A 12,630-nucleotide genomic window follows, 5' to 3' on the forward strand; every position below is an offset into this window, starting at 1 on the left:
TCCGGCTCGGCTTCCAGCCGAGCCGGGGCGAGGAGCTCCAGACCGAGTACCTTCTGCCGATGACGCGCGCGGCGGAGGCACTCGCCGCCCTGCGGAGGCTGTCTTCTCGGCTCGCGCCGTTCCTGCTGGTCGCCGAGATCCGTGCGGTCGCCGCCGATGACCTGTGGCTGTCGGGGGCGTACGGCGCCGACACGCTCGCCCTCCACTTCACCTGGCGCCTGGACGCCGACGGCGTGCACGACGTGCTTCCCGCAATGGAGGACCTGCTCCTTCCTCTCGGCGCCCGTCCCCACTGGGGCAAGCTCTTCGCCGCAGGACCTGACGATCTGGCGTCGCTCTATCCACGCTGGGAGGACTTCCGGTCCCTCCGCGCCCGCTTCGACCCGGAGCTGAAGTTCGGCAACGCCTGGCTCGAGCGCTATCTCGGCTGAGGAACCGGGTCGGCGGCCGGAGGCGCAGCGGCGGTCGCATACCCGGGGACCTCAGCGCTCGGTGAGGTCCCGCACCTCCGCATAACGGGCCCGGACGGCCGGGTCGGCGGCGGCATCGTAGGCGACCGTGCCGGCGACGTCCCAGACCGGCGGAGCGCCGCCACCGGCGAGAACCCAGGCCGCCTGCCGGGCCGCGCCGTCGGCGACGTACTCCCCCGGCTCCGGGACGAGCACAGGGTGACCGAGGACGACGGGCGCGAGCCGGCGGACCGCCTCGGATCGAGCGCCACCGCCGACGAGGAGCACGCGCTCGACGGGCACTCCCTGGGCGCGGAGCGCGTCGAGACCGTCGGCGAGGCCGCACAGGAGACCCTCGACGGCGGCGCGGGCGAGGTACGACGGCTCCGCCGTGGTGAGCGTCAGGCCGTGGACGACGCCGTGGGCGCCGGGACGGTCAGGGGTCCGCTCACCCTCGAGGTACGGCACGAGGACGAGCCCGCCGACGCCCGACGGCGCCTCGAGCGCGAGCTTGGACAGAGCCTCCACGTCGACGCCGAGAAGCCGCGCCGTGGCCATGAGGACCCGCGCGGCGTTGAGCGTGCACGCCAGCGGCAGGTAGCGACCGGTCGCGTCGGCGAAGCCCGCCACGAGGCCGGAGGCGTCGGCCGTCGGGGCGTCCACCACCGCCGACACGACCCCGGAGGTCCCGATCGAGACGACCACGTCCCCGGGCGCGGCCGACAGCCCGAGTGCCGCGCCCGCGTTGTCCCCGCAGCCGGGGGCGAGGAGTGCACCGGCCGGCGTACGTCCCGCCTCGTCGACGGGCCCGAGGACGCGCGGCAGGACGACGTCGGCACGGCCGAGCGCACGCTCGAGCAGGTCCGGGCGATAGTCGCCGGCGGCCGGCGACCAGTAGCCCGTGCCGCTCGCGTCGCTGCGATCCGTCACCAGGGCATCGAGCCCGGTCACACCACCGGACGGCGAGCCGGCCGCGGCATCCCCTCCGCTCAGCCGCCAGGTGAGCCAGTCGTGAGGCAGGCAGACGCCGGCCGTACGCGCCGCCGACTCGGGCTCGTGCTCGGCGAGCCAGCGCAGCTTGGTGACCGTGAAGCTGGCGACCGGGACGGAGCCGGTGGCCTCGGCCCAGACGTCACGGCCGAGCTCCTCGACAAGGTCGGCCGCCGCGGCGGCCGAGCGGGTGTCATTCCACAGCAGCGCCGGGCGTACGACGGCTCCCGACTCCTCCAGGCAGACCATGCCGTGCTGCTGGCCACCGACGGCGAGCGCGGCGACGTCGTCGAGTCCGCCGGCCGCGGCCGCCGCGTCCTGGAGCGCGGACCACCAGACGTCCGGATGGACCTCGGTGCCCTCAGGATGAGGAGCGCTGCCGGACCGGACCAGCTCCCCGGTCTCGGCGTCACGGACGACGATCTTGCAGGACTGGGTCGAGGAGTCGACCCCGGCGACGAGAGGCATCCGTCCAGTGTCCCCGTCTCAGCGGACGCCGAGAAGGTGGTCCATGGCGAGCTGGTCGAGCTGCTCGAAGGCGAACCCGCGCGCGGCCATCGTCTCGATGTCGTAGGTCTCCTCGCGCACGGTCTGCAGCGTCTCCCCCTCGGCGAGCGTCGGCGTGCCCAGGGTGGTGACTCCGGAGTGCTCCAACGCGGCCTGCACCTCCGGGTCGGCCCGGAAGGCGGCGGCCCGCTCACGCAGGACGAGATAGTTCTTCATGCAGCCCGCGGCCGAGGCCCATACCCCCTCCTCGTCCTCCGTCCGGGGCGGCTTGAAGTCGAAGTGCCGGGGGCCGTCGTAGCCGTGCGTCTCGAGCAGGTCGACGAGCGCGAAGGCGCCGCGCAGGTTGCCGGCGCCGAAACGGAGGTCCTGGTCGAAGCGCGGGCCGTGCTGGCCGTTGAGGTCGATGTGGAAGAGCTTCCCTGCCCACAGCGCCTGGCCGATGCCGGCGGCAAAGTTCATGCCCGCCATCTCCTCGTGGCCGACCTCGGGGTTGACGCCGACGAGCTCGGGGTGGTCGAGGCTCTCGATGAACGCCAGCGCGTGGCCGATCGTCGGCAGCAGGATGTCACCGCGCGGCTCGTTGGGCTTGGGCTCGATCGCGAACCGGAGGTCGTAGCCCTGCTCCAGGACGTAGTCGCCGAGCAGGTTGACCGCCTCGCGGTAGCGGTCGAGCGCCAGGCCGATGTCCTTCGCGAACGCGCTCTCGGCACCCTCACGCCCGCCCCACATCACGAACGTCTTCGCGCCGAGCTCGGCGGCGAGGTCGAGGTTGCGCGCGACCTTGGCCAGGGCGAAGCGCCGGACCGACCGGTCGTTGCTGGTGAAGCCGCCGTCCTTGAAGACCGGGTGCCCGAAGAGGTTGGTCGTGACCATGGGGACGACCAGGCCGGTCTCCTCGAGGGCCTTGCGGAACGAGTCGAGCGCCTGATCGCGCGCGGTGTCGTCGGCGTCGAAGGCGAAGATGTCGTTGTCGTGGAACGTGACGCCCCAGGCCCCCAGCTCGGCGAGCTTGTGCACGGCGTGCGCGGGGTCCATCGGAGGGCGGGTCGCCGGCCCGAACACGTCGACCCCCTGCCAGCCGACGGTCCACAGGCCGAAGCTGAACCTGTCCTCCGGCACCGGCGTGTAGCGGGACTCTCCCGTTGTGCTGGTCATGGCCGCTCCCTCGTTCCTGGCTGCATTTCGTTCGCGATCTGGACTAATATGGTGATCCAAGCCTCATTGGACCGCAATGTCAATGCTGTTGGCACCGTGAACAGTCCTCCTTGAGGTCTGGTTCATGACCTGTTCTAATCGGCACCATGTCGACGCCCAGCGGTCCCGGCCGAGCAGCCCTGCAGCACGCCGGGATGCGCGCGAGCAACTTGGCGCTCGTGCTCGGTCAGGTCGCCGACGCTGGCCCGCTCAGTCGCGCCCAGGTCGCCGCGCGGACCGGGCTCACGAAGTCGTCGGTCTCCGGACTGGTCGCCGACCTCGTCGAGGCCGGCCTGGTGACCGAGTCCGCGGCGCGCGGCTCGGGACCGGCGCCGGGTTCGGCGTCGGGCGGCGCGGGCAGTACGCCGACGCGCGACCGGGGCCGCCCGGCGAGCTCGCTCCATCTCGACCGCCAGGGCGCGGCCGGTCTCGGACTGGAGGTCAACGTCGACTACCTCGCCGCGGTGGTGTGCGACCTCGGCGGGGCGCCGCGCTACCGCCACGTGGTGACGCGTGACAACCGCGGCCCCGGCGCGGGTGAGGTCGCGCGCGTGCTCGACGAGCTCGCGGCGCTCGCCCGCGCTGCCGAGGCCGCCGCCGCCGAGCAGGACCTCGCGCTCGCCGGCATCGGGATCGCCGTCCCCGGAGGAGTCACCGACGACCGGCTCGTCACTGCGCCCAACCTGCACTGGACCGACCTCGACCTCACCCCGGGCCTCGGCGCCCTACCGGTGACCCCTCTCGGTGTGCGCCTTGAGAACGAGGCCGACCTGGCCGCGCTCGGCGAGCTGTGGTTCGGCGGTCAGGCGCCGGCCGACTTCGTCCAGGTCTCCGGTGAGATCGGGATCGGCGGCGGGATCGTCGTCGGCGGCCGGCTCTTCCGTGGCGCCCACGGGCGTGCCGGCGAGCTCGGCCACGTCGTCCTCGACCCGGACGGGCCGGCGTGCTCGTGCGGCGGGCGGGGGTGCCTCGAGCGGCTCGCGGGACAGGACGCGATCATCGCCCAGGCCGGCGTCACCGACCGCGACGAGCTGCTGGGCCGCTGCCGGGACGGCGATGAGACCTCGGTCGTCGCCGTCCGCTCCGCGGGCCGGCGACTGGGCGTCGCGCTCGCGACGGTGACCAACCTGCTCGATCCGGACGCCGTCGTCCTCGGCGGCCTGTTCGCCGAGCTCGCCCCGTGGCTGCGACCGGGCGTCGAGGAGTCGCTCGGGCGGCACCTCGCGGCGCCCCTGCGGGTGCTCACCTCACGGCTGGGTGCGGACGCGGCCGTGCGCGGGGCGGCCGGCAGCGTCGTACGCCGCATCATCGCCGACCCCGCTGGCTATCTCGCCCTCAGCGCTGCCGGCGGAGCCGCCTGAGGGCTACTCCCCCGGCGCCGTGAACTGCCGGTGGTTGCGGATGACCTCGGCGATGATCACGTTGAGGATCTTCTCCGCGAACGCCGGGTCGAGACCGGACTCGTCGGAGAGCTTGCGCAGGCGCTCGATCTGCACCGCCTCGCGAGCCGGGTCGGCCGGCGGCATCCCTGCGTGGGCCTTGAGCCGACCGACCTGCTCGGTGCACTTGAACCGCTCGGCGAGCAGGTGGACGAGCGCGGCGTCGAGATTGTCGATGCTCGAGCGCAGTCGGCGGAGCTCTGCCTGGGCGTCGTCGGAAGTCACGGGTCCATCAAACCGGATGGAGTACGCCGGCGGCGTACCCCATCCGCATGACGGGCTCAGGACTCGGTCGGCTCCCCGTCGGCCTCGCCCTGCTGGGCGGCCAGCGCCGCGTCGACGTCGAGGGCGACGACCGCGTCGATGACCTGCTGGAGCGCGGGCGCGGGCAGTGCGCCGGGCTGTGAGAAGACGAGGTGGCCCTTCTTGAAGGCCATCAGGGTCGGGATGGAGGTGATCTGCGCGGCACCGGCGAGCGCCTGCTCGGCCTCGGTGTCGACCTTGCCGAAGACGATCTCCGGGTGCTTGCCCGAGGCGTCCTCGAAGACGGGCGAGAACTGGCGACACGGGCCGCACCAACTGGCCCAGAAGTCGACCAGCACGATCTCGTTGTCCGTGACGGTCTTCTCGAAGTTCTCCGCGCCGAGGGTGACGGTCGCCATGGTGGTCCTCTCCGTGCCGGGTGACACCGCGGACCCGGGCCGGGTCCGTCGGTCCGTGACGGGGCTGCCGACACGACACCTGCAACGATACGGAGACCGTGGCGATTCCCCCGGCTCTGGCAAGATGCCGGCCATGAGCGAGGAGCGTCGGGGCCTCTCCCGTCCGGGCACGGAGGAGTGGCTCGACCACGACGACGAATTCCGCCCACTGCGCCGCGAGGATCCGGTGGCCGTGCTGGTGACGCTGATCGTGGGGCCGCTCGCCTGGGCGGTCGCGCTCGTCGTCGCCGCCTGGCTGGTGGACCGCACGCACGCCATCGTGTTCGGCCTGGAGGTGACGCTCGTGGCCTTCGGCGCCTCCCTGGTCCTGCTCACCGTGCTGCGGCTGCGACGCGACCGGGAGGAGATGCGCTATCGACGTCACACGAGCACTTGAGGTCCTGCTGACGGTCGTCTCGCTCTATCCGGTGATCACGGCGGCGATGTGGATCGCCGGCGGCCTGATCTTCCGGTTCACCGATGAGCGCCGCGGCACGACCGCCTCCCCGGAGGGGTGGCCGGGCGTCAGCGTGCTGATCCCGGCCTACAACGAGGGCCCGGTCGTGGCCACCTCGATCCGGGCGGCGCTCGCCTCGGACTACCCCGAGTTCGAGGTGCTCGTCCTCGACGACGGCTCCACGGACGACACGGTGGAGCGCGCACGCGAGGCGGCAGGCAACGACCCGCGCTGCCGCGTCGTCCCCGATCCGGTCAACGTGGGCAAGGGCGACCGGCTCAACATCGGCTTCGAGCTCGCGACGTACCCCCTCGTCGTCGTCACCGACGCCGACTCCCACATGCACCCCGAGGCGCTGCGCAACATGGCCGCGGTGATGGAGAGCTCGGCCTCCCTGGCCGCAGTGGCCGGCGCACCGCACGTGACCAACCGGACCGGGCTGCTCCCCATGCTGCAGACGCTCGAGGCCGCGGCCGTCATCTCGCTCATCCGTCGCACCCAGACGCTCACCGGCTGCGTCGGGACCGTCGCCGGGGTGCTCGGCATGTTCCGCAAGGGCCGGGTGCTGGCGGTCGGCGGCTACCGCGGCACCATGGCGACGGAGGACATCGACCTCACCTGGCGCCTCCTGCTGGCCGGCTGGCAGACGGCACAGTCGCCGCACGCGCTCGTCGGGATGCAGGTCCCGACCACGCTGAAGGCGCTCTGGTCGCAGCGCAAGCGCTGGGCGCGAGGCCAAGGCGAGGTGCTCCGGGTCCATCTCCGCGAGGTGCTCCGCTGGCGCAACCGCCGGATGTGGCTGCTGGCCTATGAGGCGATCATGTCGCTGGTCTGGGTGATCTGCTGGGTGCTGGCGATGATCCTCTCGACGCTCAACGTGATCTTCGGGCACGACCTCGGCTTCTTCGCCTTCGGGATGGGCTGGGGCGCGGCCATCGCGATCGTCGCCACGGTGCAGCTGCTCATCGCGATCGTGCTCCGCTACCGCTACGACCCGTGGGACCTGGGCGCGCTCCTCGCCGGCGCGCTCTATCCGATCGCCTACTGGGCCATCTCCGCGGCCGCGGCGCTTCACTCGGAGGTGAAGGCATTCGTCGTGGGCCCGCGGGAGAAGCGCGTCGTCTGGGACCTGCAGCGCGATGCCGCCGACAGCCCGGACGCGCCCGGGCGTCCTGTGCCGCCTCGGCGTCGAGCCCGCTGAGAGGCGTTTTTCAGTCAGTGAAACCTGCCGGTCGCGCTGCGGCTCTCGTCCGGTGTGACATGGCCCGGTGCGTACCGAAGTCGCGATCGTCGGCGCCGGCCCAGCCGGCCTCCTCCTTGCCCACCTGCTCGCCGCTGACGGGGTCGACTCCGTCGTCGTCGAGACCCGCTCGAAGGCGTACGTCGCCGCCCGGATCAGGGCCGGGATCCTGGAGCACTCCTCGGTCGAGCTGCTTCGCTCGGCCGGCCTGGGTGCCAACATCGACGCCCACGGCGACGAGCACCGCGGGATCTACCTGCAGTGGCCCGGCGAGCGCCACCACCTCGACTTCGTCGACCTGGTCGGCCGCAGCGTATGGGTCTACGGCCAGACGCAGGTCCAGGCCGACCTGCACGCCGCCGCGGAGGCGGCCGGACGGCAGGTGGTGTATGAGGCGCAGGACGTCGCGCTCCACGACCTCGAGAGCGAGCGTCCCTTCGTCACCTTCACCGACGCCACCGGTGCCGAGCAGCGGCTCGACGCGGATGTGGTCGTCGGCTGCGACGGTTCCTTCGGGCCGAGCCGGTCCGCCGTCCCCGAGGCGAAGCGGGAGACGTGGGAGCGGGTCTACCCCTACTCCTGGCTCGGCATCCTCGCCGACGTACCGCCTTCCACCGACGAGCTGATCTATGCCTGGCACCCCGACGGCTTCGCCATGCACTCGATGCGGTCGGCGACCGTGTCGCGGCTCTACCTGCAGGTGCCGAACGGCACCGACGTCGCCGACTGGTCCGACGACCGGATCTGGGAGGCGCTCTCCACCCGCCTCGGCGCCAGCCAGGAGGGCTGGGAGCTGCGGACCGGCGCGATCACGGAGAAGTCCGTGCTACCGATGCGCAGCTTCGTGCAGCAGCCGATGCGCTACGGCCGGCTCTTCCTCGCCGGCGACGCCGCGCACATCGTGCCGCCGACCGGCGCCAAGGGCCTCAACCTCGCCATCGCCGACGTCGCGCTGCTGGCCCCCGCGCTGGTCTCGCTGCTGCGCAAGCACGACGCCACCCTCGCCGACGCCTACTCCGAGACCGCGCTCCGGCGGGTCTGGCGCTGCGAGCACTTCTCGTGGTGGATGACCTCGATGCTCCACCAGTCCGGCGATGCGTTCGACGCCCAGCTCCAGCTCAGCCAGCTCCGCTGGGTCACCAGCAGCACGGCCGGCGCCGCCGGGCTCGCGGAGAACTACGCGGGCCTTCCCCTCGGCTTCTGACCCGCCGACGGCCGAGTCGGAGAAGTACCCGTCGAGTCTGAGGATCCGGCAACGGACTTCGCTGACCTGGCGGCTGGGTCGGCGTCCACGGACGCTGACCCGGCCGCCTGTCGTCGAGGTCAGCGCAGCTGCTTGCGCTTCGAGCCGAAGTGGCGCTCGATGCGGCTGCGCGGCTGACCGAGGATCTTGGCGAGCAGCGGGACGCGGAACACGTAGGCGAGCCCGGCGGCGACGAGCACGAGCAGGATGATCAGCCACACCATGCCCAGAGCGTACGCCGCCGGCGTACCTCAGACCTCGAGCGACGCGTCCCGCGCGGTCAGCGAGCGGCTGCCCCCGAGCTCGTGGACGAGGACCGGGAGGAAGGACGCCACCATGGTGAGCAGCAGCGCGGCCGCGAGTGAGGCCGACGAGACGGCGACCGCCGTGCCGAGCACGGCGAGGACGCCAGCCAGGATCAGCGGCTTCGACCGCGGGAGCCTCCCCAGAATGCCGCCGACGACGAGGTCGATGACGAGCAGATAGGCGGCGACGGGGACCGCGACGCCGAGCGCGATCCCGACGCGGCCGATCCCGCTTCCGGCCTCGGCGAGCGACAGTCCCGCGACGTGCAGGCCGGCTCCGGTCGCGGCGATCGCGATGAAGATCGGGATGTGGCCGAAGCCGAAGACGTAGCCACGTGTCGGGTGCTCGTGCAGCAGCCGACCGAACGGGATCAGGAAGTAGCTCCACCACAGCCCGAAGGTCAGCCCGACGCCGGAGACGAGGACCACCACCGCGTCGAGGTCCCAGTCGCCGCCGGTCGCCCCACCGAGCGCGCCCCGGGACGAGGCGACCGTCCCGACGACGCCCTCCCCCAGCGCGATGATCGCGAGCAGGCCGTAGCGCTCCGCGATGTGATGGCGGTGCCACGGCGTGCCGTTGGCGCGGCCCTGGGCGAGCGGCGCGATGAGGAGCTCCAGGACGCCGAGCGGCACCATGACGAGGAACGTCGGCAGCAGCGGCAGGTCGAGCAGCGTGAACACCACCCATCCGACCTGGGCGAGAAGGATCCAACCGGCGTTGCGGAGCGCGACGCTGCGGAAGTCCGGCGACTCGCGGCTGACCCTGATCCACTGGGCCACGAGGCCGACCCGCATGACGACGTACCCGGCGACCATCAGGTGGGTGTCGAGGTGGTCGCGCTCCTCGAGGCTGTGGGACATCGGCACGATCCCGAGCGCGACGATGACGACGCCGACCATCTGGACCATGGTCCACAGCCGGTAGACCCAGTCGTCGGTGTCGAACGCGGAGGCCAGCCAGGTGAAGTTGATCCAGCCCAGCAGGATGGCCCACATCCCGAAGACGAACCCGAGGATGCCGGTCCCGGTGTGACCCGCCACGACGAGCTCGGCCATCTGCTCGGCGACCGCCCCGATCGCGACCACGAAGGTCAGGTCGTAGAGCAGCTCCAGCGGCGTGGCCGCGCGACCGTCCTCGTCGGGATCGCGGCCGGCCATCGGGATGCGCCGGTGCGGGGAGATGCCCAGGGCGTCGCTCATGCGACGCAATCTAGGCGATCCCCACGCCCCGGCGTCCGGTGACGAACGAGGTCAGAAGCGCAGCCCCTCGCGACGCTCGAGCGCCTCGGTGAGGAGGGTGACGAGCGCCTCGAGCTGGACGTCGGCCGAGGCGGTGAGCTCCTCGTCGGACCCGTCGAGCGCGCGGGCTGCCAGCCCCGCCTTGGCGTCGATGAGCTCGGCGATCCGTGTGTCGATCGTCTGCGAGGCGATGATCCGCCACGCGGTGACCGGCTCGTCCTGACCGATGCGGTGCACGCGGTCGATCGCCTGCGTCTGCTCGGCGTCGGTCCAGGAGAGCTCGGCCAGCACGAGGTTGGAGGCGACCTGGAGGTTGACGCCGACGCCGGCGGCGGTGAGCGAGCAGACGATGACCTCGACGTCGGGGTCGTTGACGAACTCGTCGATGTTGCGCTGCCGCGCCTTCGACGTCTGGTCGCCGCGGATCGAGGAGTAGCGCATCCCGCGGCGGGCGAAGGTCTCCTCAGCGGTGTCCATGACCTCGATGTGCTTGGCAAAGAACACGACCTTGCCGACGCTGCGTGCGAGCTGGGCGGCGTAGTCGGCCGCCAGGCCCGCCTTCGCCCGACCGATGCGGCGCATCATGCCGAACACGTTCTCGCCGGTCGAGGAGTCGCTGTCCTCGCGCTCCCAGCCCGCGACCCGGCGGACCAGCTCGTAGTCGATGCCGTCGACCTCGCCCGCGCCCGAGGTGCGGGTCTTGATCGCCATGTCGTAGCGCTCGACGAGACGCCGGGCCAGCTCGGCCTCGGCCTCGCGGATGGAGCGGCCGAGCTCCTCGTCGAGCTCGACGGGCAGGTCGGCGACCCGACGTGCGGGGATGTCGGCGGCGACGTCGATCTTGCGGCGGCGTACGACGCCCTGCGCGACCACCGCGCGGCGGGCCGCGCCATAGAAGCCGGGGTCCTGGGGAGTCAGCCCGGTCTCCTCCAGCGCCTCGAGCAGCGACCCCAGCGGCTTGGTCTCGTCGATCCAGCCGAGGAACTGCCAGATGGCGCGGAAGTCCTCGATGTCGTTGATGAGCGGGGTGCCGGTCAGGGCCATCAGGAGCGGGTCGGGGTGACGGTCACGGATGCGCTCGGAGAGGTGCAGGACGTGCTGGGAGCGCTGCGAGGACTTGTTCTTGATGAAGTGGGCCTCGTCGACGACCATCCCCTTGAAGCCGAAGTCGCCGAGCCAGCCGACGTGGCGGTCGAGGATCTCGTAGTTGACCACGACGATGTCGGCGAAGCCGTCGACGTTCTCGCCGTTGCCATGGACGACGGTGCTGGTCCGGCGCGGCGTCCAGATGTCCACCTCGCGGGCCCAGTTCGTCTTCACGACGTTGGGGACGACGACCAGGAGCGGGTAGGCGTCCGCGGCCTGCGCGGCGAGCAGCGCCTGGGCGGTCTTGCCGAGACCGGGCTCGTCGGCGAGCAGGAAGGTCCGGTGACCCTCCGCCGCGGCGGCGATCAGCTGCACCTGGTGGGACATCAGCTCCCGGCCGGCGGGGACCGGGATGACCGGCGCGGTCAGCGGGTCGGGCAGCGGCATGCAGGAAGGGCCGCTGTCGGCGTACTCGAAACTGCGGAAGAGCGGCCCGAGGAGTTCCCAGCCGGCGAGGCGGCGGGCATGGACCACCGGCTTGGCCGCGGAGAAGTCGGGGACCATGAACGGGTTGGCGAGCCGTCGGGAGACGACCGACTGCGGGACGACACGCTTGTCGGGCACGGCGGGGACGGTCTCGAGCTCCTGCTCCTGCGGCTCCTCCTCGGGAGCCTCCAGGCCGGCCTGCTCCATCAGCTCGCGCTTGAGCTCGATCGCCGCGTCGGAGACGACCGCGCCCTCACCGAGGAGCTCGAAGAGGCGGGAGTCGAGGGCGGCGGTCTTCGCGAGGATCGTCGCGATGCCGTCGAGGCGCTTGAGCTGCTCGGCACGGCGCTGCTCGTTGAGCGTCGTGTCCTCGAGCACGCGGTGGCGCTCGTCGCGCGCCAGCAGCGCCACGACCTGGAACTTGGTGCGGACGTCGGGCATCGCCGAGCGTCGCTGCACGGCGTTCTCCACCTCGCGGACGACCTGCGCGAGGACCGGGATGATGCCCTCGTTGTCCTTGTGAACGGTCTTGCGGCGGTTGCGCGACTGCGCGGGGCGCGTGCCCCGGCGAGTGGCGGCTCCTCGAGCCAAGGATTCCTCCTCCAGTCACGACACCTTCGCGCCATGACGTGTACATCGACGACCCCGCGGGGTCGGACGGCCCTGGTGGGCCCGCGCCCGGCGTACGACGTCCCGCGACTGCGGGAGCGACGCGCTGGACCTGCGCGATCGGCGCTGGTCGGGGTCGGCGTCTCGTGGTCAGCCCGTGATTGCTGATCAATCGGGTGACGTCAGAGCCGCGAGCCCGGCGCGACGTCGAGTCTAGCCCTGACGTAGGTCCAACGCGGTAGCCGGCACCGATGTTCCTGCCCCGGCGTGTCCGGACTGACCGGCACGGCCTGTCGACAACGGCGTGCGCCGGCGCGCGTCGCCGCGCGTTGGTCGGCCGCCGCACCGCAGCGAATGCCGCCATGGGCACTGGGTACGGCGAACGTGAGCTGCCGTCACGGCAGATCCACCGATCAGGAGTTCGCCATGGCACAGAATCCAGAGACCGGGAACGTCACCGGAACGCAGGACAAGGACTACAACATCTTGTGGTTCACCGAGAGCTGCCTCGCCAATGCGTTGCGGTTGGAGACCTACATCGCCGACGCCGAGCGCGCCGGCGACGACGAGCTCGCCGAGTTCTTCCGCAAGGCGCAGAGCGACAGCCGCAAGGGCGCCGAGCAGGGGAAGGCGCTCCTCGCGAAGCGACTCCAGACGGCCTGACGCCGCGCGAGCCGGACCGGCC

13 protein-coding genes are annotated in these 12,630 nt (G+C 71.8%); 6 read left to right on the forward strand and 7 right to left on the reverse strand.

Going from position 1 to position 12,630, the window contains the following annotated elements:
* The coding region (locus tag AB3X52_RS13820; RefSeq protein ID WP_367994674.1) for a D-arabinono-1,4-lactone oxidase at positions 1 to 431 on the forward strand (431 nt) is incomplete at its 5' end.
* Positions 432 to 482: 51 nt separating this feature from the next.
* On the opposite strand, the gene AB3X52_RS13825 is transcribed toward AB3X52_RS13820, so the two are convergent.
* Positions 483 to 1,907, reverse strand: a complete 1,425-nt coding sequence (locus tag AB3X52_RS13825; protein WP_367994675.1) for a xylulokinase — start codon at positions 1,905 to 1,907, stop codon at positions 483 to 485.
* Between the two features lie 18 nt (positions 1,908 to 1,925).
* Positions 1,926 to 3,101 (reverse strand): xylose isomerase, encoded by a 1,176-nt coding sequence (gene xylA / locus AB3X52_RS13830; protein WP_367994676.1) that lies wholly within the window; start codon positions 3,099 to 3,101, stop codon positions 1,926 to 1,928.
* A 146-nt stretch (positions 3,102 to 3,247) separates the two neighbouring features.
* Here xylA and AB3X52_RS13835 point away from each other — a divergent pair, with 146 nt between their 5' ends.
* Positions 3,248 to 4,501 carry an ROK family transcriptional regulator gene (locus AB3X52_RS13835; protein WP_367994677.1) on the forward strand — a complete coding sequence of 418 codons (1,254 nt, stop codon included), beginning with the start codon at positions 3,248 to 3,250 and terminating at the stop codon, positions 4,499 to 4,501.
* A gap of 3 nt (positions 4,502 to 4,504) precedes the next feature.
* Here AB3X52_RS13835 and AB3X52_RS13840 read toward each other — a convergent pair whose 3' ends face one another.
* Complete coding sequence (locus tag AB3X52_RS13840; RefSeq protein ID WP_367994678.1) at positions 4,505 to 4,804, reverse strand: chorismate mutase; 300 nt, start codon at positions 4,802 to 4,804, stop codon at positions 4,505 to 4,507.
* Between the two features lie 56 nt (positions 4,805 to 4,860).
* Complete coding sequence (gene trxA, locus AB3X52_RS13845) at positions 4,861 to 5,241, reverse strand: thioredoxin (protein WP_367994679.1); 381 nt, start codon at positions 5,239 to 5,241, stop codon at positions 4,861 to 4,863.
* 133 nt (positions 5,242 to 5,374) lie between these two features.
* Between trxA and AB3X52_RS13850 the strand changes: the two genes are divergently transcribed.
* From AB3X52_RS13850 to AB3X52_RS13860, 3 genes are all read left to right on the forward strand, one after another.
* A complete protein-coding gene (locus tag AB3X52_RS13850; protein ID WP_367994680.1) occupies positions 5,375 to 5,677 on the forward strand; it encodes a hypothetical protein in 303 nt (100 codons plus the stop codon).
* A 31-nt stretch (positions 5,678 to 5,708) separates the two neighbouring features.
* Entirely contained in the window at positions 5,709 to 6,938 is a 1,230-nt protein-coding gene (locus tag AB3X52_RS13855) for a glycosyltransferase family 2 protein (RefSeq protein WP_367994681.1), read from the forward strand.
* 67 nt (positions 6,939 to 7,005) lie between these two features.
* On the forward strand, positions 7,006 to 8,181 hold the full coding sequence (locus AB3X52_RS13860; RefSeq protein WP_367994682.1) for a 4-hydroxybenzoate 3-monooxygenase: 1,176 nt from the start codon (positions 7,006 to 7,008) through the stop codon (positions 8,179 to 8,181).
* Positions 8,182 to 8,300: 119 nt separating this feature from the next.
* Here the strand turns inward: AB3X52_RS13860 and AB3X52_RS13865 are convergent, their stop codons facing one another.
* From AB3X52_RS13865 to AB3X52_RS13875, 3 genes are read right to left on the reverse strand one after another with little or no spacing between them, the layout of a single operon-like run.
* A complete protein-coding gene (locus AB3X52_RS13865) occupies positions 8,301 to 8,444 on the reverse strand; it encodes a hypothetical protein (protein WP_367994683.1) in 144 nt (47 codons plus the stop codon).
* Between the two features lie 27 nt (positions 8,445 to 8,471).
* A complete protein-coding gene (locus AB3X52_RS13870; RefSeq protein ID WP_367994684.1) occupies positions 8,472 to 9,725 on the reverse strand; it encodes a low temperature requirement protein A in 1,254 nt (417 codons plus the stop codon).
* Positions 9,726 to 9,776: 51 nt separating this feature from the next.
* A complete protein-coding gene (locus AB3X52_RS13875) occupies positions 9,777 to 11,927 on the reverse strand; it encodes a DEAD/DEAH box helicase (RefSeq protein ID WP_367994685.1) in 2,151 nt (716 codons plus the stop codon).
* Between the two features lie 444 nt (positions 11,928 to 12,371).
* Between AB3X52_RS13875 and AB3X52_RS13880 the strand changes: the two genes are divergently transcribed.
* Positions 12,372 to 12,608, forward strand: a complete 237-nt coding sequence (locus tag AB3X52_RS13880) for a hypothetical protein (protein WP_367994686.1) — start codon at positions 12,372 to 12,374, stop codon at positions 12,606 to 12,608.
* Positions 12,609 to 12,630 lie beyond the last annotated feature (22 nt).

It is taken from the genome of Nocardioides eburneus (assembly GCF_040838215.1).
Lineage (GTDB): Bacteria > Actinomycetota > Actinomycetes > Propionibacteriales > Nocardioidaceae > Nocardioides > Nocardioides eburneus.

Coding starts and splice junctions, on each gene's coding strand:
- AB3X52_RS13825 (WP_367994675.1), bottom strand. CDS start 1,907: ATGCCTCTCGTCGCCGGGGTCGACTCCTCGACCCAGTCCTGCAAGATC.
- xylA (WP_367994676.1), bottom strand. CDS start 3,101: ATGACCAGCACAACGGGAGAGTCCCGCTACACGCCGGTGCCGGAGGAC.
- AB3X52_RS13835 (WP_367994677.1), top strand. CDS start 3,248: ATGTCGACGCCCAGCGGTCCCGGCCGAGCAGCCCTGCAGCACGCCGGG.
- trxA (WP_367994679.1), bottom strand. CDS start 5,241: ATGGCGACCGTCACCCTCGGCGCGGAGAACTTCGAGAAGACCGTCACG.
- AB3X52_RS13850 (WP_367994680.1), top strand. CDS start 5,375: ATGAGCGAGGAGCGTCGGGGCCTCTCCCGTCCGGGCACGGAGGAGTGG.
- AB3X52_RS13865 (WP_367994683.1), bottom strand. CDS start 8,444: ATGGTGTGGCTGATCATCCTGCTCGTGCTCGTCGCCGCCGGGCTCGCC.
- AB3X52_RS13870 (WP_367994684.1), bottom strand. CDS start 9,725: ATGAGCGACGCCCTGGGCATCTCCCCGCACCGGCGCATCCCGATGGCC.
- AB3X52_RS13880 (WP_367994686.1), top strand. CDS start 12,372: ATGGCACAGAATCCAGAGACCGGGAACGTCACCGGAACGCAGGACAAG.